The organism is Nitrosomonas communis, from assembly GCF_900114745.1.
Lineage (GTDB): Bacteria > Pseudomonadota > Gammaproteobacteria > Burkholderiales > Nitrosomonadaceae > Nitrosomonas > Nitrosomonas communis_A.
In genome coordinates, this window is record NZ_FOUB01000026.1 from 1 (window position 1) to 21738 (window position 21738).

The following is a 21738-nucleotide window of genomic DNA, read 5'->3' on the forward strand; positions in this document are numbered from 1 at the left end:
GCGAGCGTGACCACATCAGCATCCAACCCATCAATGACAGAGCGTGCTTGTTTGCCGGATCCTCCATGTGATTGCTTGATAGTCACCTTCTCGCCGCTCTGTGCCTGCCAGTATTTACTGAAGGCGGGATTGAATTCCTGATACAGCTCGCGTGTCGGATCGTAGGAAACATTCAGTAGCGCTTTGTCTGCAAATGCGCTACTGCCAATTAGTAAGCTTGCTGCAAACAGGGTGATCTTTAACCATTTAGTTGCTTTCATGTTTTTTCCTTTAATGTATAAAGTTTGAGTTATTTGAACATGTTTATTTAAATGCTCGGATGGAGACTTCCACGTAGAAAAAATTTGAGCTGTTTCTGGATTCTCCTAAAGCTGCCATTTGCCGGTTTTTGGTAAATTCCCCATTCATAAAATGCGAATATCCGATAGTAGTATCGACCAGCGGTGTTAATTTGTAATTGACGCGTGCATTGATCGATTGTCCAATAAAGTCTCCGCTTTGGCCGGTTGCATCGCGATTGAATGGGTTAGGGGTTGAAATGTTTAACAGATTATTAAATCGATCAGTGTCACTGGCTAGCCAGAACCAGCTATAACCGCCGTCGATGGACACATCCTTATGGGGTGAAAACTCAAATACCACTTTGGGCGCTTTAATGTTTTCCATGACGATGTAGTCATCAGGTGACCAGGGACGGGCAAATCCAAAGAAGCGTTCAAAACGATTGTCGACATTGTCATTAGGATCACGGTCACCGCTGACAAAACCATAAAAGGCGCTGAGCCTGGGTTTCCAGTCATGCTTGAAGGTGTAGCCAAACTCAAGCAGATAAGACCAGGCTGATTTTTTCAAGCCATTATCGCGGCCAAACTGATAGATGGTATGCAGATCAAAATCGATGTTGGTCTTTGGCAGCACTCCATAAGCACGGATGGCGGGTGAATAGATATCGCGCTCTGGTTGACGTCCCTCTCTGTGATCCTGCTTGAGGCCCATGAAATAAGGTTGGATTGTGATGACTTCAGACCACTTGCGCCAATGTCCAATTGCACCGTAAAACCATTGGCTTTTATTGCGTCCATCAAAATCATCAATGTCACGAATGACTGGCTGCACGCCCCAGGCATCGAATTCCCAATCATTGGCTTCTTGCCCGAAGGTCACGCGAAAACCTTCAAAATTATTGGTGGTATTGCGCCATTGGTTGTTACCGAGCAAACGCCGGTCTACGGCCTCCCAAGCCATGCGGCCGCCACGAATTCGGATTGGGCGGTTATTTCCCAGATCATCTTTTCCCAGCGCATCCTTAAAATACAGTTCACCATAGGTTTGAATCAACTCATATGGATTCCAGTCACGGTTATCTCGGGGAAACTCGCTGTTATAACCTCGCGAATCTTGAAATTCGACTGCCATACGAAACGGATCGAGAATATTTTTAATTCCCACGTACGCGCGGGTACGCAGCAGGAAGGGATAATCGGTTAAAAGATTGTTGCGCCGGATATCGCCATCACGCAACTCAAACCGTGTACGATGATCTACCCCAAAATCCAGCCAGTGGAGATCCTTGAATAGGGGATATTCAGTCTTGGCCATATTACGCACATAGCGAGGGGGATCAGATTCAGGTGTCGTAGCATAGCTGCGCGCACGCTGAAAATAGGTGGTCTTTTGGGATGTTTCTGGTTTTGCGGTTGCAGGTTGTTCCTTAGGTTTGATCGCCCACTTATAGGTATCACCTCCAGTTGCTTGTGCTACTTGCAACATGGGTTGCTGTACTACTTGAGAATTTTCAAGCAATACAGCGCTTCCATTTGCTTGAATCGAGGCAAGAGGCAAAGTGTTTGCTGTAAAAAGCAAAATGATTCGCCAGGAATATTTCATTCATCTCTCCCCAATGTCTTTCCGGTCATCCGGTCAAGCCATTGCTGTTTATTTTTTTCTTTCTCCAGTCTTCTGGTCGAGGCGATGTTAAGTTTCTGAGCAAACATAATTAAATAAAATGGGTAATGCGTTATTTGATTTTTTGAATAGCGTCAGCGTGACGGACGCGAATTTTCTCACGACACTCGATTTGCATGACCTGACCATCGTGAATGATGATCTCAACTGAGCCAAATTGAATACGGGCAATAGCTCGCAGGATCTCCTGCTTGATATCTTGGGGGATCGATTGGCTGCTTTGTGGTGCCGTGTTATGTATCATTGCGTTGAGAGAGTGTATTGGTTCTATGGCTACGCACTTTACCAGCCATTCTTTATGCATAGAAATAATATTATTTCATTTGTTTATCATTTTTTTGTATATGTCGACCGCAAAAACTGATGGGCTGCTAAGCATGCAGAAAAAGGAGGCATAAAATCATTACAAGTGAGTTGTAAAATTCTTGCTTGGGAAGATCAATGAACCATTGAGAAATACCGCGTTTTTGCCGGTTTGGTCGGGTGGCAGCTATGAGATTGTTAATGAGTTGCTCGCTTTCGTTTTTATAAATTCAAGACCATGCCGAGTGGTACGGCACATTAGCGCTACTGATTAAATAAACGGAAGAAGTGAGGTGTTTATACTCGTGGTATTGAAAGGTTGATTGGGCAGTATGGTAGACTTTAGCCTAATTGCTGATCTCATAACATCCACTCCAATTGTCATATAGAAAAACGGTAAACACGCAATGAACGAAAGAAGCTGGGACCGTTTGCTTAAATCGATCGAAGACGGATTAGTGGTACCCGTGCTCGGTGCTCAAACCCTGGTTGCGCAAGGCAGCAACGATTCCTTTCAGGCGCAGGTGGCGCATCAACTTTTGGAATTTTATAACAGCGATCCGGGGAGTAATTCGTTGCCGTCATTTCGCGAATTGAATGAGGTGGTCACGCGTCTTAAGCGCGATCATCCCATTCAGGACCTGTATGGCGATATTCACGATGCCATCGAGAAACTGGCACCAAAAAGTGAAGCAGCCATTCCGGAGCCGGTCAGACAGATTGCCGCGATTACCCATTTCCGGCTGTTTGTGACCCTTACTCCGGACGATCTGCTCGCCCGTAGCCTGAGGACACGATGTGCAGTCAATGAGATCGTTCATTCTCCCTATTTGCCCACGAGCGAAGGTACAGACTTGCCCACTGACTGGCTATCTCGCCAGGGAGAGGTGTATTTGCTCTATTTGTTCGGAAAATCAAGACCTGCGCCCATGTTCGCCATTCACGATGAAGACATTCTGGAATATGTGCATAACATCATTGCACGCGGCAGTCATGTCCCGATCAAGTTTTTTGCCGAATTGCAGCAACGTAATTTGCTGCTGATTGGTTGCAATTTTCCTGGCTGGCTGAACCGATTCTTTCTGCGTCTTACTAACCTGCGACGATTGTCGGATACGCAAAGAAAACGCGAATGGATGATTGAAGCATTAAAGCCGGAAGAGGAGCTAATTTATTTTCTAAAAAGCTATAGTGAGGGGACAGAAGTTCTGTCTGATATTTCACCGACAGCATTTATCGCCGAATTGCATCAGCGCTGGCTGGCGCGTTATGGCGAGACAGCGGCGTTAGCGCCTACGCAAGCCGAGGTTGTTCCTCACAATACGCTGTTTTTCATCAGCTATTGCCGTGCGCCAGATTATCCTGCAGCCGTTAAGCTGGTTGAATCGTTGAAGTCGCTGGGTGTGGCAGATAATGAAATCTGGTTCGATAAATCCGTGATCGAACCAGGGCAAGAGTTTCGGGAATGTATTCTGAACGGCATTCGCACGTGCCGCTATTTCGTGCCAGTAATCTCCAGTTCGGCTGATCAACTGGACGAAAAATTCTTTCGGCGTGAATGGAATGAAGCGCTAGACCGGAGCAAATCGATTCAAGGAAGAACTTTTGTCGTTCCTATCATTGTCGATCAAACCTACGATCCGGAACAATATCAGCGTGTGCCGCGCCAATGGAAGGATTCCTTGCATTTTGGTTATGCGCCAGCCGGTCTTCCAGATGAACAGACGAATGCGTTATTGAAGAAACTCATCCGGGCTGAGCGACAGCGTAGCGTTTAAGCGATGAATACGCCACACACACCTTCGCCATCTAACGTTCCTAAATCTGCTTCTAACAGCGGTGATTCAAAGACAGGTATTATGCTTACCACGCAATCGCCGTGGCCAGGGTTGGCAGCTTACAGTGAAAACGCGAGCAGTTTCTTTTTTGGCCGTAAAGAGGAGGCAGCCGAATTATTGCGCATGATTCGATTGGCACCGTTAACCGTTCTTTATGGCAAATCCGGCCTGGGTAAGACATCCTTATTACAGGCAGGGTTATATCCATTATTGCGGGCTGATCATTACTTTCCTGTTCATCTGCGGCTCGATTTTGCGCCATCGGCGTTATTATCTCCACTCGAACAAACGATGCACAAATTGCAGGACGCGCTGACCGAAGTAGGCGCAGAATATCCAGCGCCGGCAAAGGATGAAAGCTTATGGCAGTATCTGCATCGTCGTGATCTCGAAATCTGGAGCCGAGACAATTATCTACTGATCCCGGTACTGGTGTTTGATCAGTTCGAAGAAATTTTTTCTCAAGGAGAGAAAACGCCTGATCAGATTGAGCATACTCTGAATGCATTGGCCGATTTGATTGAAAACCGGATTCCGAGTGAGCTCACCATTGGGGATGCCGGTCGACGTGCTTTGTCTGAGTTGACATTGCAGGCACAACGCTATCGTATCGTATTGTCCTTTCGTGAAGATTTTCTTCCGGAAATTGAAGGATGGCAGGGGCGAGTCCCCTCTTTATTGCGCAACCGCTTGCGGTTACTGCCCATGTTCCGTGAGCGGGCCATCGATGCGGTCATGGCTGCGGGCGCGGCTGTGCTGGCACCGGGTGTGGCTGAACCGCTGGTTGATTTTGTTGGAAATCTTGATTCCACCACAAGCGGCTTGCTGCCAGTGATCGAGCCGGTATTGTTGAGTTTGTGCTGTTATCAACTTAATCAGCGTCGCTCACCAGAGGGGAAGATTGATATCGCACTATTGCGCGAGGCTGGCCAGGATATTCTTCAGGATTTTTACAACCAGGCACTGGCGGGTATGCCAGCCGCTGTTTCAGAATTCATCGAAACCCATTTGATTCAAGGTAATCGCTATCGCAGCAGCTATCCCGTTGAGCAAGCGTTGCAGGATGGATTTCTGACAAGGGAGCAACTTTCGCTGCTGGCAAATAAACACCGGCTGCTACGTATTGATCAACAATCTGGCATCAATCGAGTCGAGTTGATTCACGACCGGCTGGTCAGTGTGGTGAGTCAAGCTCGTGACGAACGCCTACGACAGGCGGAACTCCAGCGGCTTCGGGCTGAGGAGGATGCGCAGCGGCGTCGGATGGCGCTCGAAACTGCACTGGAAAAACAGGCTGCAGCAGAAGCGCTGGCAGCAGAACGGCTCAGGGCCACAGAAAGGGCGCTAGCAGACGCTGCACGATTACGCAAGCAGGCGCGACAACTGCAAGGCGCTCTATTTACGGTCATTATTTTGGCCGGAGTGGCAGGCTACGGGCTGTATCATGCCAATTTTGAAAAAAAAGAGAGAAAGCTGGCACAACGCGAAGCAGTCAGCTTGCGTTTGGTGTCTGAAAGCCTGGATATCTCCAACGGCACTCGCCCAGGCGGGGATGAGCGTGCCCTGCTGCAGTTGCTTGCGGCAAAACAAATCGCCTCGGGCAACAAAAAAGTGGATGCGGCACTCATCACGACATTGAACAGAAAATCCAATACCCGGAAGATCTGGAATACAGGCACTTCGGTTAGTGCGATTGCATTCAGTCCAGATGGAATGCGTTTGCTTTCTGCTGGCGATAATGGGGTATTAAGAGGGTGGGATGTTCAGACGGGTCAATTACTTGATGAACCGATGGCTATCAGTGAGAAAGGTGTGATCAGTATCGCCTTTTCCCCTGATGGCAAACGGCTGGCAACAGGTAATACTGATGGAACGCTGCGTTTATGGGATATTGAAACCGGGCAACCCATCGGTAATAAGTTGGATGGGTTGCCAAGCAATGAACCCATCTACAGTATCGCTTTTTCCCTTGATGGTAACCAGTTGATCACGTTAAGTAAGAGCATGTTCCGGCTGTGGAATCTTCAGACTGGCGAATCAATGAGTGAATCGTTGCTTGGGCATGATGATGCCATGCGCAGCGCTGCCTTTTTTCCTGACGGTAGTCTGGTGGTGTGGGGTGGCGACGATAAAACGCTGCGGCTATGGGATGTTCAGACGAAAAAGCTGATACAGGTATTAAGTGGGCATATTGGCGCCATTACCAGTGTTGCTTTTTCACCTGATGGCGCACGATTGGTTTCGGGCAGCGAAGATAAGACCTTGCGACTGTGGAATACCCGTACCGGCCAACTTATTGGTGAGCCCATGCGTGGACACGAAAGTACGGTAGTCAGCGTTGCGTTCTCCCCCGACGGAAAACGAATTGCATCGGTCAGTCGCGATGCAACGCTGCGGCTATGGGACGCAAGCAATATTCAATTGATCGATGTGCCGTTGCAGGGGCACGAAGATATGGTAACGAGTGTGGCTTTTAGCCCGGATGGCAACCGTATTCTCTCGGCGAGTGACGATAAAACATTGCGTTTGTGGGATGCCAGCACGGGCCAGCCGATTGGCGAACCGATGAAAGGACATGAAGGAACGCTTAATGGCGCCGTGTTCACGCCCGATGGCGCACGCATTGTTTCGGCTGCCAGCGATAAAACGCTGCGGCTGTGGGATGCAGTTAACGGAAAGCAAATGGGTCATCCATGGTATGGTCATGAAGACGGCGTTGAAACTGTCGCAATCAGTCCTGATGGCATGCGAGTTGCGTCAGGAGGGAAAGACAATACGGTGCGCGTCTGGAATGCGCAGACTGGCCAACAAATCGGGCAACCGATGCGAGGACATGAGGAAATGGTCAGAAGTGTCGCTTTCAGCCCCGATGGTACATTCATAGTTTCTGCCAGCTATGATCATACTTTGCAGCGATGGGACGTGAACAGCCATCAACCCGTCGGTGATCCTATGCGCGAACACAAAGGACCCGTGGTTAATGCCGCCTATAGTCCGGATGGGCAGTATATTGTCTCTGGCAGTAAAGACAAAACAGTGCGACTATGGGATGCCTATACCGGTCAGCCTGTCGGCGAGCCGTTACTAGGGCATGAAGCACGTGTTAATAGCGTCGCCTTCAGCCCTGATAGCCGCCGTATTATTTCAGGCGGCCACGATATGATGCTCCGCTTATGGGATGTCAACAATGGCCTGCCCATGGGCGATCCGATGCCCGGACACTTGGGGTGGGTATCAAGCGCCGTGTTCAGCCCTGACGGGATGCGCATCGCCTCAGGCAGCGCTGATAAGACGGTACGTCTGTGGCCAGCCACGGTAACCTGGAGCGAAATACTCTGCAATAAACTGACACGCAATATGAGCCAAACGGAATGGCATGAGTGGATATCGCCCGAGATCAAATATCGGAAGCAATGCCCTGACTTACCAGTTCCTGAAGATAAAATTTCATCAGATGGAACATCTCAATAGAGAAGATCATATTTAACGTGAGTTCGGGATAAGAAAAGCAGCAAAAGGAATTTGAATTCCTTATGATAAAGAGGAGTTTTGGAAAAGAGTTTCATCACTATTCGTGAGAAGAAATCCTCGCTTAATATCAGACATCCTCAAACTTTTCCAGTTATGGTGGCATTATTCTTATATCGAACTCACGTGAACGTTAAAGAACTGGATTTATGCTGATCGACGAGGCGAACTCACAACTGTCGATAAAAAGTAAAAGCCAGTAACTGAACTTGAACTTGATTTTGATCTGTATCGTCGAAATGGAGTCGTAACGCTAAGCATTGCGCCAACCCCGCCACCTTCATCTTACTTAACTTGTTTCTTTAATTATCTAAAATAACTTCTAATGATGAGTATATTGATGATTTTCTCCCGAAATTGCATGGCGTGCATGCTCGCTTAGCTGAGCATCAAACCATTGATGAATCGCATCGATCAACTTGGGTGAGTTGGAAGAATAGTCAATTTGTGCGCCATTTGGAAGCTCAGAATACTCAATCTCGATTTCCCCAGGTTTAGCTTTTTTTAATTCAACAAGGCCTGGCATGCTCTCGCCGTGAATCTGCTCCGGATTTGAAAAATCTCTTCGCTTAAATTCAGCAGAAATTTTCGACAAATGGGATTGTATTAACCTTATTTGCTCGGTATCAGATTTGTCTTTAACCACAACTTGTTGCAATCCTCCATTCTCCGTCTTAGTAAAAATATGTAAAGTTTTCTCTAGATCAAATGGCATGACATGCGCACCACGTTCTGCAACTTCATCAAGTCGTTTTTCTTCCGCTGCTTCTGCGGCACAAACAGGTGCTGCAATAAATGATGATAGTAAGAAAGTTGCAATAAACAATTTATTCATTTAATTTTTCCTTTACTGAGTTTTATTATTGGGACAAGACCAATTATCTTTCGTAGGGATTTTCTATATTTCCGCACCCAATTCCAGACACAGGTTTTTGCGTAATAATGTCTATAATCCACAAATCACAATAAGTGATAGTTCCAAACGGTTTCGCATCGGTAGAAAATTTGATTTGGTATTTGCCGCCAGCGACAGCTTCCATTTGCAAATCTACTTGTGTGTGGAATGACCCACTCTGAAAGGCGACTGCAATGGTATGTGGTCCAGGCTCTATTGGTAGAGCTGTATGCCATCCGTGCGGCCCAGACATCACACGTTTGCCGTCAACAGTTAAAACATAAACCGTTGTGGGTTCCTCATATATTCCTTCCTCTCGAGAGCCAACCAGTGTCGCCAGCGAGCCTTCCTGATCAACCGGAGCAACGTATTGAAGCTCGGGTGGAATCGGACGCGGAGGTGTGGCGCAACCACTTAAAAATACTATTGTAATGAGCAAGAGTCTGAGCATAATATTTAATCGAATTAATCTATAGTAGGGAAGTACCGAATGCTATTTACGATATTTCCGCGCTCAATTCCAGTTACAGGTTTTTGTGTAGCAATATCTATGATCCAGAAATCACAATAGGAACCCGTCCGAAAGAAAAATGCATCGGTAGAAAACTGGATTTGATATTGACCGCCAGCGACCACCTTTAATTTTAAATCGGCTTGTGAAGTGAGAGGAGAACGCTGAAAAGCAGCTGTGATGGCACGTAGACCCGGCCGTAATGCAAGAGGTGTGCTCCAGCCATGTCGACCTGATATCACACGCTTGCCACCGACAGCTAAAACAAATGCCGTCAAGTCGTCAATTAGCAAGCGTTTTTCATTGAAACCCACCAGTGTGGCAAGTGAGTTTTCTTGATCAGTCGGAGCAACGTATTGAAGTTCAGGCGGAATGTAATGGTGTGTGGCGCAACCACCAAGAAGTACAATTGTGATCAGCAAAAGCCTGAGTCTCATATTTTAGCTTTCAAGTTAATGCTTGATTAACTCGCCGTAGTGGATCGCGTTTACTTACAACATAGTACATATATAGCGTAACCAGTTAAGAATGATTCAGAATGTATAGGATTTGAAAAGAGCATCTCAACGGTTTGGTTTTGTTGTTTACGCAGTACTTTGGCGTATGCCCTTTTGTGCTAGATGAGACAATGAGAATACTCTTTGAATCATTTCTAGCTGGTTTTGCTATAATTTATGAAGACATACCTCATTCTAGATATTTAGAACTAAGGTTTCGCTCATGGTTCTCATGTTGCATTTGGTTAAGGAACTTAAGGAATTGAGGTTTCTTTTACAGCTTTCTTTATATCGAACCCACGTTATTTACTCCTTGAGTATTACACTCATCTCGTATCTCGTTGAGATAGATTGTCAATTATGAGTGGTCAAATATGGACTCTATATTTGACAACATATCTCACCCATCACTATTTTCAGAACCTAAGGTTCTATCCATAAACCCATCCAGGCACCGTTTTCTGCGGCCAGCACTGTTTCGCATTCTTTTACCCAATCGGTTGGTGTAGCTTTATCAATCTGTATTTTTAGCTTAATGTTTTCAAGCCGATTGGCTGTTGCACGGTAGATCGGGATCAGCTTGTCAAAGCGGGTTGCTTCGAGATGCGATACCACGACGCCACCTAGCGTGGTTAGCACAGCGGTAATGGCTGCCAGATCAATATTGAGAAGAGGGGATGCGGCGAGTGCAGCAATGATGGCAGCGAGAAGCGAAAGCATCCATTCCAGCGTATGTAATCGTTGGGAGTAGGTGTCATATCGCGTCGATCGATCGCGGTAATACTTGATTTGCTTATCTATCCGCAATTCCATATATTCATTTAGGCTCAGGTCTTGCCTGGGGCAATTTCCCAAACCCTTGGCCATTCGCTCAAAAAGAAGCAGATCATTTACCTTATTTTCAATCTCGCCTTTCTGATTCAGCAGAATTTTGTCGCGTGTTTGAGGATCATGGTATGAGCCAGTCTGGGTCGCGTAGAGAAAAGCCTCTCTTTTTAATGCTTCCGACGCGATGCGTGCACGCAAGTGGCGGTCGAGGACATCTTTGTTCAGCCATCTTGCAGTGATAAACGTAACAAACGCAAGACTGACCGCACTGAGTACAGCAAGGTAATTGGCAATGTTGGGGTTAATTTGCTGGACTGCGAATGCGGCAAATAAAGCGCCCAGGAATGAAGCGGTAAAAGTTGAATAACGTGCGCGATCTGTAGCTGATTTTAGGGCATTCGCTGTTTCTGACCAGACCGCCTGGCGGTCAGCAACGGATTCTAGGATGGACATCATGACACCTCTCTTTCTTCCGAATGGTTGCAGATAGGCACTTATCCTTATCGTAGCTAAGTAATTTTTAGCTATTCAATTGTAATACTACAACTCATTGGAAAGCTGTTTTAAAATTGGGTTTCTTACAAGGTGAAAAAATATTTAGCTGTTAAAAGTACTTGCAGGTGGGGAGTATGCTTAGTAGAGTGTACTAGAAAGTTGTGAATAATTCTAATAGACCTTCCCTTTTCATCAATTCTTATCATTAGAGCTAGGCTATGTTTGAGAAAAATATCGAGCGATTGTGAAACCAGTTTCTTACTTTCATCAAAGATGAACATGTCATCCCGATTATTGATCCGGAATTGCTCAAGGTCGATATCGATGGTGAAACGTGTTTTGTTTTTCCATTTCTAAATTAAAAATGACGCGAAGGCGAGCCGCACACAGTATAAATAATACGGCAAGGTGAAGCCGACAAAGTCAGTTTTGATTTAGAAATGGAATTACCCTTATGTTGCGAAATAACTGGTAGAAAGGCTTGAAGTCAGCTTTGAATCCGAGGATAGCTTGAACACAGCCGCTGGTTGGCACCTTTTTCAAATCTGCTATGGCAAATAGGAAAAACGACAAGGAGGCTGAATGAACATATTTCTCGCATTTGCATTCAGGGACGTGGACAAGCCTTTGGTCAGTTATATAGATCGGCTGCTTGCGAGTCAATTCGTGCAAAGCAAAACAGGGGAAAACCTTGGCGGTGAGATGCTGACACCTGTAGTGCAAAAACGCATTGAAGATAGTGATGCACTAATAGCGCTGCTTACAAAACGTGATCAACTTGTTTCGGGTGGCTGGACTACCCATACATGGGTCAAAGACGAGTTAGCATGGGCACGTGGAAAAGGTAAACCGGCTATCGCGCTAATTGAGGAAGGTGTGGCCATAGACGGCATGTTCCAGCCTCATGAATATATTCCCTTGCAGCGGGAAAATCCGCTGGAGGCCATTTTGAGACTCGCAGAGACAGTGGCAGGCTGGCAGCAGGATGCTCGTCGATCGATCAAGGTACAGCTCGCCCCTGAAGATATTGCAGCAAAGCTGGGAGAGGGTGAGATTCCATGCCGGCATCGGCTCTGGCAAAAAGGTAAATTTACTGATTGGAAAGAAGTCATTCCGGTACCCGAAACTGGCGGCACATTTATATATATTGACGGGGTGAGGGAAGATCAGCTTATCCAGATACGTGTGGAAGAACCAGGCAAAATCTGGCAATCACCAGCCACTTCACAGTGGATGATGATTCAACTCAAGGCGGGAGGTACTAATAAATGAGTATTCGTATCGAACAAAGCTCGACTTATGCAGGTGAAAGGCGGTGGAATTGGTCGGTATGGATCACCGGTTCCACGGCAGATCTGGACCAGATAGACCACGTAACGTATACCTTACATCCAACATTTCCTAACCCGGTCAGAGAAATTCATACAAGGAAAGGGGGATTTCGATTAGAGTCCAATGGTTGGGGTGAATTTACCATTTATATTGATATTGCATACAAGGATGGTAAGCATCAACAACTCAGCCATGATCTGCGACTGACGTCAGAGATTGATTCTGAAGATAACACGGAGCAAAAAGGTGCAGAGTTAACTTCCTACATGGGCAAAGTCGATGTAACTGTAAAACATCTTCCTCCAAAAATGATATTCATTTCAGGAGGAGCTGCTGATGCCGAAGTATTAGGACGTCTACGTGAATCCTTGAAGAAGCTGAATCTGTGTATAAAGGATGCGACGGATGTTCCTGCCGGTATCCCATTGCAGACTTACATCGACAGCCTTATTGCCAAAGCAGATGTCGTCATCTTCCTGATATCTGGGCGCCCCAGTCTATGGCTTAGTCAGGAAATTGAATCTGCTAAACACAGTAACAAACCTTTGATACCGATCCTTGTCGGGCAAGATAGCCACCTGCCGGCCAGTTTGAATGAATATCAATATTTCCGCATAGATAACCTAAACAATATCAGTGACTTAGCTCATAAATTATTGAAGTATCTCTAGTTTATGTTGCTAGGTTTTTACTGCAGAAGGGTATGTGCTTTGATGGGGTTGCAACACTAATTTGAGGTATTTGCTAGTTCTAAACTCAATAAGTTCAGTTCTTTGGGGTTCTGGAATAAATAATTCCATTTCTAAATCAAAACTGACATTGTCGGCTTCACCTTGCCGTATGATGGATACTGTCTGCGGCTAGCCTTCGCGTCATTTTTGATTTGGCAATGGAATAGGGTTTCGGATATTTTTTACCTGATGGTATATTCATTAACATTATGCTGAATCAGTTGCTTATCTAAAAGGTGTCGTCATGAATCCTTATTGCTTTGTTATCACTTCGTTCGGTAAGAAAGAAAACCTCAATGACTTGAAGTTGAAACAGTTGGCGGGGCAGAATGATCCTGTGCAAAAGATTGATTTCGATAAAATCTACGATGATCTGATCAAACCTGCCATTATTAAAGCGAACCTGGAGCCCTTAATAGAAAGAGAAGAAAAGGGCTTCGGGTCTATTCACAAGACGATGTACGAAAAAATCATTTTGTGTGAATTCTGCATCGCTGATCTGACTAATTTGAATCCGAATGCCTTTTATGAGCTCGGTATGCGTTATGCGGTTAAACCGTTTACCACGATTCCGATTATCGCTTCTTCTCATTTTCCGCTGCCTTTCGACATTGGCTCTAACCGTACCTTTCCGTACCAGGTGGACAAGGATTTTAATCTGTCTGATAAAGAAAATGACATAAACAAGCTGGCGGATATCCTGCAGCATGCCAAGAAAAGCAGATCAACCGACAGTCCGCTATATGACATGATCAATGGCATTGCTTTCCAAAATGCAGTGGCCCATGAAAAGACGGATATCTTCAGGGATAGAGTCAAATACGATGAAGAGATTAAAAAGGAATTAGCCTATGCCCGTAATTTAAAGAATAGTGATCCGGGCAAGATTAAATCGTTACGAATTGAGGCTATTAATCGGGTGGCTGATAAATATAAGCCGCTTGAAAACATGGAAACAGCCGTATTGATCGATATCATGATTTCCTATCGGAACATCGAGGCATTCAATGAAATGCATGACTTTATTAAGCAATTGCCCCGTTATGTGTTTGAAACCGTGATGGTGCAGGAGCAATATGCTTTTGTTCTCAACCGGAACGGTGGCAAAGCCAAACCGGTTGATGAAGTGATGATACAGGAAGCTGAATCGGTTCTAAGAAAGCTGGAACAGGAAGAGAAGGCGAGCAGTGAATCCTATGGCATTTGGGGAAGAATCCACAAAGATAAATTTGAAAGGGCCTACAAAGCCGGCAATATCAATGAAGCTAAATTCCATTTGAAGAATGCCTTAAAGTATTATGAAAAGGGATTTGAATCTGATCCGCGTGATGCCTATCCAGGAGTCAATTATGTCACTTGCCTGGAACTGCTGGGAGAAAGGGAAAAAGCGCTGCGTTTAGCGCCTGCGGTAGAGTATGCTGTATGTGCCAAGATGAAACGAAAAACACCTGATTACTGGGACTATGCCACCTTGCTCGAATTGGCGGTGATCGAAAATAGATATTCCGAGGCTGAGGAATTTTTTTATGAGGCCAAACCTATGGCAATCGAAAGCTGGATGTTTGGCACAACAAGGGACAATCTGAATAAAATCCTCAATTTCAGAAAAGAGCGGAATGAAGATACGGTCGAGCTAGAAAAAGTGATCAGTTTATTTGGTTAGAGTACACTTGTGGAAATTGACTTTGATTTCTGAAAACATGGCACATTGGCTGCCCATATAGCATCGCTGCTCTTGCAACATCTTATTCCATTGCTAAATCAAAACCGACTTTGTCGGCTTCACCTTGCCGTATTATTTATACTATCTGCAGCTCGCCTTCGCGTCATTTTTGATTTGAAAATGGAATTAGTGAGTTTCCGTATTCCATATTATTTCCTTTAATTAAGCTGAACAAGCCTATTTCAGCTTTTTTCTTTTTGTTGTGGAATACATGAAAAGTACTGCAATTTCATAAATCAGTAATATTGATTACTTTGAGGCATAAAACCAATCTATTTTCAGCCGCCATGAATTGCCCTAAGAAGATATTAGAGAATCTGGGGAAATCTGCTATAACTAACGTTACCAACTGGCAGGATTACGTATTGGTCGATGGTAATATTTTGTTAGTAATGAATAATGAACCTTGCAGACATATCACGACTCGTACTATTCAAGATAATGGAAAAACCCTGAACAGGAAATGTCGATTGAGATAAATCATGTTAAGTATTCGTGCACATTCTTGGATTAACCGCTTACAAACTTTCCTGCTGATTTGTTTGCTGCTAGGTATTTTTATTCTTGCTGGCTGGTTATTATTTGGCGAAGATGGTTTGTGGTTAATTGCTTTGATCAGTGTGGTCATTGTGCTGATAGAACCTACATTAGGTTCGCGATTGACACTGGCGCTCTACCGCGCCCGTCCCATTGCACGCCATGAAGCGCCAGAATTATGGCAAATAATGACGTTTCTCGCAGCACGTGCTGAATTGAACAATGTGCCAACGCTATACTATGTAGCAAGCCCCATGGTCAATGCATTCACTGTCGGTAGCCGGGAGCAGGCTGCTATCGCGCTTACTGATGGTTTGTTGCGTTATTTGTCGACACGTGAGCTTGCTGCTGTGCTGGCTCATGAAACTGCTCACGTCGCAAATGGTGATCTTTTAGTGATGGGGTTAGCAGATTATATTAGTCGTTTGACAAGCATGCTGGCACTGGTTGGCCAGATACTATTATTTTTGGCGCTACCTTCTATTCTGCTTGGTTACGCGACCATCAACTGGGCTGTGCTGCTTCTGCTGCTTTTCTCCCCTCATCTGGTTTTACTGTTGCAACTGGGGCTTTCGCGTGTGCGGGAATTTAACGCTGATCTAAAGGCGAGCGAACTTACCAAAGATCCCGAAGCACTAGCATTGGCGCTTGCCAAGATCGAACGAGTCAGCCAGTCTTGGCGTGCCGTATTGATTCCTGGCTGGGGCAATCCTCAACCTTCCTGGCTCAGAACACATCCTGCGACGGAAGAACGTATTAATCGTTTACTATCACTTCGCGCTACTTCCAATATTCAGTGGCCTGCTCAGCCCATTTCCTATACATCGCATGAGCCGGTGCGTTCTTCGCCGCGCTGGTATTTTGGTGGTTTCTGGCGCTAGCCTGTGCAAAATTTACACGCCTGGCTGGAGAATGACGTCGATCTCTTTTGTCTGCCCATCGTGCATGATGGTCAGCTGCACTATATCGCCCACGTTGAAATCATCTATCATTGCTAGCAGCTTAGAAACAGAATCTACCTGCTTACCTTGAATGGCTACGATCACATCCTTTGGAATGATGCCGCCATCTGGCGTTAAGGTTGCGCCTTTCAAGCCCGCTTTATCAGCCGCTGAATCAGGTTTTACACGGAACACGACTACCCCCTCAATATCCAGCATGGCTGTAATGCGAGCGTTGAGGCGTTCATCGACTTCAATGCCCAGAGTCGGGCGTATATATTTACCCTTGGCAATGATTTGGGGTACCACGCGCATCACAGTGTCGACCGGTACGGCGAAGCCGATACCAACAGATGCTCCACTTGGACTATATATTGCTGTGTTAATGCCAATCAGGCGCCCCGCGGAATCCAGCAGAGGTCCGCCCGAATTACCAGGGTTGATAGCTGCATCGGTCTGAATTAAATGTTGAATGGAAGTAGTACCGCTTTCGCTAGGGAGCGAGCGGTCCAGTGCAGAGATAATACCAGTGGTCAGTGTCCAGTCGAGCCCAAAAGGATTGCCAATGGCAAAGACTTTTTGTCCCACTTTTAAATCATGACTCGTGCCAATTGGAACAGGAGGAGGGCGTTTAAAACCTATACCGATTCTTAAGACAGCTATATCATGTGCTGGACTCACACCTACTAGCGCAGCTTTATAATCACGCCCATCAGCCAGCTTAATCGTTGCTTCACTGGCTCCCTCGATCACATGGAAATTAGTAACGACATGACCAGCATCATCCCACATAAAGCCCGAGCCTGTGCCTCTAGGAATGGCAAAAACATTGCGTGTCCAGATATCTTGAACTAGCCTGGATGTTGAGATAAATACCACCGAGTCACGAGATTTTTCGAAAAGCTCAATAGTCGCACGTTCGTCTGTGGCAAGATCGCCGCGCGCAGTCACCGTGCGGACACTACTATATTCAGGTGTGAAAAGTGACTCGATCATGGGTAACGACCACCATAGCAGCATCAAGGTAATAATAGCCAGCGTCAACGCTGTCAGTCGGCGCACAAAGGGATCATAACCTGGAGGGCGAGGGGGGGTGGGGAGCATAATGATTTCTCTTTGTAATGAAAATTGTTTATGACTGAGATAAGATCTAGGACACTACATTCTAGTAAGAAAGCTTACAGCTGAACAGTGAAAATAGTCCTGCAAAAATTCAAAAAACTATGGTTAAACGATTAACTATAAGTCTATGACATGGCTTTCCATTTTTTGGTATATTGAGCGAATGAAGAACTGGTTCCTATCTGGCGATGTCTGATTTTGCTAGGTAGTTTTACTTTTTAAAATAGACTTTATAGACAGTACGCCATGCCATATTCGATTATAATCTCATTATTTGTCATCTTGACATTCCCAGCAGTACTTTATGCTGACAGCAATAAGGAGGTGACGGGTTTGTGGTTAAGCAAAAAAAAGGACGTTGCCGTGCGATTGGAGTATTGCAATAATGAGAGCTTGTGCGGTCACATTGCCTGGCTTAGCCCTAAAGAAAGCGCAGAAAATCCGGCACTATGTGGCACTAAAGTATTGTGGAATATGCGATCAAAGAAGGGTGATCCTACTGAATGGGTAGGAGGTACCCTTTACAAAGCGGATGAAGATAAATATTACAGTGCTAATTTACGTCTGGCAGATGAAAATACCATAAATCTACGTGCTTATATTGGTATTCCGATGATTGGCAAGACCAAAAGACTGACCCGCACAACAGAAAGTATGCATCCACCTTGTCATTTATCGGCTAAAGATTAAGATTATTATTCAATTCCTATCAGGCAGTAGAGTTGATTAGACGTTGCAAATTTATTTCATTCCCACATCAAACTTGACGCGAAGGTGAGCTGCAGACAGTACAAATAATACAGTAAGGGAAAGCTACAAAGTCAGTTTGATTTAAAAATGGAATGACACGTATCAAGGCGGCTTTCTCAAGGAGTTTTTCGAGTATTAGCTTTTTTCCGCAGTTTCACTTCTTTCCCTATTGAAAATTAGATTGTTCAATTGTGATAAACGCCGAGTTATCAACCACCGTGCTAGGGCAAAGCCGACAACCGAAGCCAACAGATGACGCCACTCGCCAAATTGCATGATGGCAAATAGTATCACCGTTACTAGCACTAGGCGAAGTCCCGTGTTTGCTACTATCCACAGAACAGGATAAGAGTGACGTGATAATGTTTGTAGAGAATGCCTCAGCGCTAGCAAGGATGATAATCCAAGTGTTACGCCTGCAGCAAATGCAATCATTAATGTCAGAATCAGATTTATCATGCCGTATTGGCTTATGAAAATATGCCAATATAATTGAGGGGAACAGGGATACAACGGATGAGCACTCTAATTCAATTTCCAAATAAAAACTGACGCTAAGGCGAACCGCAGACAGTATAAATAATACGGCAAGGTGAAGCCGACAAAATCAGTTTTGATTTGGAAATAAAGTAAAAATCCTTCAGCAAAAATTAGAGCTAATCAGTTTATTTTCAATGGCTAAGTAAACTCTGTCTCTTCCGGCATTTTTAGCAGCATACAGGGCTCTATCTGCTGCTTTTACCAGCTGTTCGTCACTTTTCATCGCTGCATCTTTTAAGGCAATGCCGATACTGATGGAAATCTGAATACGGGTTTCATCAATATTGATCTCTTGCATTTTCACATGCTGACGTAGTCTTTCTGCAAGAGGAAAAGCAGATTTCGCATCGGTGCAGCCATTCGGACAAATCATCAAAAACTCTTCTCCCCCTATACGGCAAAAAATTTCTCCCTTACGGGTAATGTTTCGGATGGAAGTAGCCACTTCTTTGAGTACCTTATCACCGATGGCATGACCATAGGTATCATTGATTTTTTTGAAATGATCAATGTCGATTAGCATGACTGCGATGGATTGACCAGAACGGTTAGCGCTATTCCAGGCTCCAGTTAATGCTTTCATGCCAGCACGACGATTAGGTATGCCTGTAAGCATGTCGGTTAATGCATCATGTTTGAGCTTATGGTTAGTGACAGCTAATTCAGCGGCAAAACGTTTGAGATGAAGCTGGTCACGTTCCCAAGCTTCTTGTAGTCTTCTATAATGCCAGGCAGCATGTAATCTGGCACGAAAGGCTGGCACATTGACCGGTTTTGTCACATAATCATTAACTCCTGCTTCAAAAGCCTCTACAATTTTCTTATCATCTTCGTAGCCCGTAAGCATGATGATGTAGATATTTTGACCCCAAGCTGTTGCGCGTAAGGCTCGAGTTAGTGCCAGACCGTCCATGACTGGCATAGCCCAGTCTGTTACGATAACATGGGGCATTATATCCATAGCAAGAGATAATGCCTGTTTGCCATTAGTGGCTGAGAATACGGTGTAACCGAGCGTGTCGGACAACACCTCTTCAGCACTTTCAAGGCCGAATGGATCATCCTCAACTAAAAGTACCCTCCAAGGAGTGTCGCTCGTTGTCATTTCCAGGCAGGGTAGAGAAGTGCTGACCATATTATGAAAAGATGGAAGATTTACGGTTTTTATCTGAAGTATTCTTCCACAAGCGTGCCATTCCTGAGTAATTTGGTCTATAAGATTGCCAAATGATTCTGTGTCAAGACCAATTTTTCCACCGAGTAACATAAGCTCAGAAATTCGTACAGCACGTTCTGATTCCGAAGCTAGCCCAAAATCAGCGATTTGTTTAGCCAAATGTATCAGGTTCACGAGTTGAAACGGATAAGAACCTTCAGAAAAACCCGACTCTGCGGGTACTTCATGATAATAAATCGCTTCTACTAAAATCTTAGGAAGGCCAAAATCAATCAACATGGTTGCGGTTAACTCGTTGTGATCCGTCTGCAAATACTGCTGCTCAAGTGTAGCGATAGAAATACTCGAGTTTTGTTTTTGCTTGATTAATGCAGCATATTCATTTGGATAAATGGTAGCCAATGCTATACACCCGATACGTGCCATTAAACCACAAGCAAATAGCTCATCTTGTGCGCAAATTAGAGTTGTCTTACCTAACTCCTGCATAGCAAGTGCCATCAGCAACGAATGTGACCAAAATTCTTGATAATCAAACCCATTAGTGGAACCACTTCGAAATTGATCTATCAGTGAAAATCCTATTGTCAATTGCTTGATAACGGGTATACCAACAAGAGAAACAGCCTCTGATAAGGAAGTCACCACATGGGTAGCCTGATTTGATACATTAACTAAATGAATAAGGTAGCTGCAGAGCACTGAATCAGTTTGAATGAGCCTGGCAATTTCATTGTTTGTCGCATCTTTTTGCTGGCAAGCTTCTAATACTGCCTGTGCGGTTCCCTTGGAACTGAGAAGTGATGAGCTAAATTTTAACTGATCGCTATCAGCTATTCTCATAGCGTGATTCATTTAATTCCTTATATAACTGTTACGGTGAAATCAAGATTTTTTGGCCGAGTGGTGATTGCTCGAATAGTAGTAACATGAGCTTAATCATCAAGCAAATTATCTGTAACCTCTTGATGAATCTTGATATTACTAAGGAAGATATTGTAAATATTTCATGGAATTATGATATATATCAAAATAACCTCATGCAATTTGGTTAGTAATATGACTGTAATATATTTAATTATACAAATCATTATCTAATTTAAGTATACAAAGATAAATAATTCTCAAATCGATGATTCGATGGCTAATTAGACTTCATTTAATTATTTTGATGATAAATTTAAATAAGCCAAATTAAGCCAGTCTCAATTTTATAATGAATTTCAATAAATTATGATTCAATTGGCATGTAATTCCATTTCCAAATCAAAAATGACGTGAAGGCGAGCCGCAGACAATATAAATAATACGACAAAGTGAAGCCAAAAAAGTTAGTTTTGATTTAGAAATAGAATAATTTTTGAATTAAAACATAAGTAGCACAAGAAGCCCGGGTAGGGAAAACATAGTTCGAAAGATGGTTATTTTGAGGTAACAGGTTTAAAAGGCGGGATAAATATTGGTTGATACTTGACTGACAGGATATCGAGTTTTTCGGTGCCGGCAGGCGTGAGCAGGGTGACAGTATCACCTTCGCGCGCAGAAATCAGTGCGCGTGCTGCAGGAGAAATCCAGCTGATATAGCCGCTCAAGGGATCGATTTCATCTATCCCGACGATAGAAACAGTTTTTTCATGGCCGTTTTGATCAGCGTAACAAACGGTGGCACCAAAAAAGATGCGTGAGGGATCTTCACGTGGTGCTGTCGGATCGATGATTTCAGCTATATCCAGCCGCTTGGATAGAAAGCGTAGCCGCTTGTCTATTTCACGCAGACGCTTCTTGCCGTAGATATAATCGCCATTTTCGGAGCGATCCCCATTGCCAGCGGCCCATGCAACCATTGCAGTCACATCGGGTCGTTCTTTATTGAGCAGCCATAAATATTCTTCTTTCAGGCGAGCATAACCACCTGGAGTAATATAGTTCTTGCTACCCGGGGGAACTGGCGAAAGAAATGCTTCTTCATCAAGCTCGTCAGCTGTATCTGTTTCTTTTACAAATGCTTTGCTCATGTAAGTACTG

17 protein-coding genes and 1 pseudogene are annotated in these 21738 nt (G+C 44.6%); 7 read left to right on the forward strand and 11 right to left on the reverse strand.

Features of this window, described 5'->3' with window-relative positions:
* The 3 genes and pseudogenes from BM122_RS10720 to BM122_RS10730 form a co-directional block, all read right to left on the reverse strand.
* Nucleotides 1-260: pseudogene (locus BM122_RS10720) on the reverse strand (substrate-binding domain-containing protein); the annotation flags it as partial.
* 43 nt (nt 261-303) lie between these two features.
* A complete protein-coding gene (locus BM122_RS10725) occupies nt 304-1887 on the reverse strand; it encodes an alginate export family protein (RefSeq protein ID WP_074905557.1) in 1584 nt (527 codons plus the stop codon).
* Between the two features lie 130 nt (nt 1888-2017).
* Entirely contained in the window at nt 2018-2269 is a 252-nt protein-coding gene (locus BM122_RS10730; RefSeq protein WP_256212002.1) for a YezD family protein, read from the reverse strand.
* Nucleotides 2270-2675: 406 nt separating this feature from the next.
* Between BM122_RS10730 and BM122_RS10735 the strand changes: the two genes are divergently transcribed.
* Both BM122_RS10735 and BM122_RS10740 read left to right on the forward strand, forming a co-directional pair.
* On the forward strand, nt 2676-4046 hold the full coding sequence (locus tag BM122_RS10735) for a toll/interleukin-1 receptor domain-containing protein (RefSeq protein ID WP_074905558.1): 1371 nt from the start codon (nt 2676-2678) through the stop codon (nt 4044-4046).
* Between the two features lie 3 nt (nt 4047-4049).
* Nucleotides 4050-7577, forward strand: a complete 3528-nt coding sequence (locus BM122_RS10740; RefSeq protein ID WP_083398449.1) for an nSTAND1 domain-containing NTPase — start codon at nt 4050-4052, stop codon at nt 7575-7577.
* 379 nt (nt 7578-7956) lie between these two features.
* On the opposite strand, the gene BM122_RS10745 is transcribed toward BM122_RS10740, so the two are convergent.
* From BM122_RS10745 to BM122_RS10760, 4 genes are all read right to left on the reverse strand, one after another.
* Nucleotides 7957-8469, reverse strand: a complete 513-nt coding sequence (locus BM122_RS10745) for an aspartate carbamoyltransferase (RefSeq protein ID WP_074905560.1) — start codon at nt 8467-8469, stop codon at nt 7957-7959.
* A gap of 43 nt (nt 8470-8512) precedes the next feature.
* The gene (locus BM122_RS10750; protein WP_256212003.1) at nt 8513-8980 is read right to left on the reverse strand and encodes a hypothetical protein; all 468 of its coding nucleotides are present in this window, start codon (nt 8978-8980) and stop codon (nt 8513-8515) included.
* A gap of 14 nt (nt 8981-8994) precedes the next feature.
* Entirely contained in the window at nt 8995-9462 is a 468-nt protein-coding gene (locus BM122_RS10755; protein ID WP_256212004.1) for a hypothetical protein, read from the reverse strand.
* Between the two features lie 498 nt (nt 9463-9960).
* Nucleotides 9961-10821, reverse strand: coding sequence for a DUF4231 domain-containing protein (locus tag BM122_RS10760; protein ID WP_074905561.1), 861 nt, complete (start codon nt 10819-10821; stop codon nt 9961-9963).
* 621 nt (nt 10822-11442) lie between these two features.
* Between BM122_RS10760 and BM122_RS10765 the strand changes: the two genes are divergently transcribed.
* From BM122_RS10765 to BM122_RS10780, 4 genes are all read left to right on the forward strand, one after another.
* The gene (locus BM122_RS10765; RefSeq protein WP_074905562.1) at nt 11443-12132 is read left to right on the forward strand and encodes a hypothetical protein; all 690 of its coding nucleotides are present in this window, start codon (nt 11443-11445) and stop codon (nt 12130-12132) included.
* The gene (locus tag BM122_RS10770; protein WP_074905563.1) at nt 12129-12863 is read left to right on the forward strand and encodes a pYEATS domain-containing protein; all 735 of its coding nucleotides are present in this window, start codon (nt 12129-12131) and stop codon (nt 12861-12863) included. The genes BM122_RS10765 and BM122_RS10770 overlap by 4 nt, the downstream gene beginning before the upstream one ends.
* A 304-nt stretch (nt 12864-13167) precedes the next feature.
* On the forward strand, nt 13168-14586 hold the full coding sequence (locus tag BM122_RS10775; protein ID WP_074905564.1) for a TRAFs-binding domain-containing protein: 1419 nt from the start codon (nt 13168-13170) through the stop codon (nt 14584-14586).
* Between the two features lie 542 nt (nt 14587-15128).
* The gene (locus BM122_RS10780) at nt 15129-16064 is read left to right on the forward strand and encodes a zinc metalloprotease HtpX (protein ID WP_074905565.1); all 936 of its coding nucleotides are present in this window, start codon (nt 15129-15131) and stop codon (nt 16062-16064) included.
* 12 nt (nt 16065-16076) lie between these two features.
* Here the strand turns inward: BM122_RS10780 and BM122_RS10785 are convergent, their stop codons facing one another.
* Nucleotides 16077-17228 (reverse strand): S1C family serine protease, encoded by a 1152-nt coding sequence (locus tag BM122_RS10785; RefSeq protein ID WP_074905566.1) that lies wholly within the window; start codon nt 17226-17228, stop codon nt 16077-16079.
* A gap of 264 nt (nt 17229-17492) precedes the next feature.
* On the opposite strand from BM122_RS10785, the gene BM122_RS10790 reads away from it, so the two are divergent.
* Nucleotides 17493-17936 (forward strand): DUF2147 domain-containing protein, encoded by a 444-nt coding sequence (locus BM122_RS10790; RefSeq protein WP_083398450.1) that lies wholly within the window; start codon nt 17493-17495, stop codon nt 17934-17936.
* 195 nt (nt 17937-18131) lie between these two features.
* Here the strand turns inward: BM122_RS10790 and BM122_RS10795 are convergent, their stop codons facing one another.
* The 3 genes from BM122_RS10795 to greB form a co-directional block, all read right to left on the reverse strand.
* The gene (locus tag BM122_RS10795) at nt 18132-18455 is read right to left on the reverse strand and encodes an ATP synthase subunit I (protein WP_074905568.1); all 324 of its coding nucleotides are present in this window, start codon (nt 18453-18455) and stop codon (nt 18132-18134) included.
* 181 nt (nt 18456-18636) lie between these two features.
* Nucleotides 18637-20568: a GGDEF domain-containing response regulator gene (locus BM122_RS10800; protein ID WP_256212005.1), complete on the reverse strand. Its 1932-nt coding sequence runs from the start codon at nt 20566-20568 to the stop codon at nt 18637-18639.
* Nucleotides 20569-21134: 566 nt separating this feature from the next.
* Nucleotides 21135-21728, reverse strand: coding sequence for a transcription elongation factor GreB (gene greB / locus BM122_RS10805; protein WP_074905569.1), 594 nt, complete (start codon nt 21726-21728; stop codon nt 21135-21137).
* Between the last annotated feature and the right edge of the window lie 10 nt (nt 21729-21738).

What these genes read in the sequence shown, in the direction of transcription:
- BM122_RS10725 (WP_074905557.1), bottom strand. Translation starts at nt 1,887, where the DNA reads ATGAAATATTCCTGGCGAATCATTTTGCTTTTTACAGCAAACACTTTG.
- BM122_RS10730 (WP_256212002.1), bottom strand. Translation starts at nt 2,269, where the DNA reads ATGCATAAAGAATGGCTGGTAAAGTGCGTAGCCATAGAACCAATACAC.
- BM122_RS10735 (WP_074905558.1), top strand. Translation starts at nt 2,676, where the DNA reads ATGAACGAAAGAAGCTGGGACCGTTTGCTTAAATCGATCGAAGACGGA.
- BM122_RS10740 (WP_083398449.1), top strand. Translation starts at nt 4,050, where the DNA reads ATGAATACGCCACACACACCTTCGCCATCTAACGTTCCTAAATCTGCT.
- BM122_RS10745 (WP_074905560.1), bottom strand. Translation starts at nt 8,469, where the DNA reads ATGAATAAATTGTTTATTGCAACTTTCTTACTATCATCATTTATTGCA.
- BM122_RS10750 (WP_256212003.1), bottom strand. Translation starts at nt 8,980, where the DNA reads ATGCTCAGACTCTTGCTCATTACAATAGTATTTTTAAGTGGTTGCGCC.
- BM122_RS10760 (WP_074905561.1), bottom strand. Translation starts at nt 10,821, where the DNA reads ATGATGTCCATCCTAGAATCCGTTGCTGACCGCCAGGCGGTCTGGTCA.
- BM122_RS10765 (WP_074905562.1), top strand. Translation starts at nt 11,443, where the DNA reads ATGAACATATTTCTCGCATTTGCATTCAGGGACGTGGACAAGCCTTTG.
- BM122_RS10770 (WP_074905563.1), top strand. Translation starts at nt 12,129, where the DNA reads ATGAGTATTCGTATCGAACAAAGCTCGACTTATGCAGGTGAAAGGCGG.
- BM122_RS10775 (WP_074905564.1), top strand. Translation starts at nt 13,168, where the DNA reads ATGAATCCTTATTGCTTTGTTATCACTTCGTTCGGTAAGAAAGAAAAC.
- BM122_RS10780 (WP_074905565.1), top strand. Translation starts at nt 15,129, where the DNA reads ATGTTAAGTATTCGTGCACATTCTTGGATTAACCGCTTACAAACTTTC.
- BM122_RS10785 (WP_074905566.1), bottom strand. Translation starts at nt 17,228, where the DNA reads ATGCTCCCCACCCCCCCTCGCCCTCCAGGTTATGATCCCTTTGTGCGC.
- BM122_RS10790 (WP_083398450.1), top strand. Translation starts at nt 17,493, where the DNA reads ATGCCATATTCGATTATAATCTCATTATTTGTCATCTTGACATTCCCA.
- BM122_RS10795 (WP_074905568.1), bottom strand. Translation starts at nt 18,455, where the DNA reads ATGATAAATCTGATTCTGACATTAATGATTGCATTTGCTGCAGGCGTA.
- BM122_RS10800 (WP_256212005.1), bottom strand. Translation starts at nt 20,568, where the DNA reads ATGAATCACGCTATGAGAATAGCTGATAGCGATCAGTTAAAATTTAGC.
- greB (WP_074905569.1), bottom strand. Translation starts at nt 21,728, where the DNA reads ATGAGCAAAGCATTTGTAAAAGAAACAGATACAGCTGACGAGCTTGAT.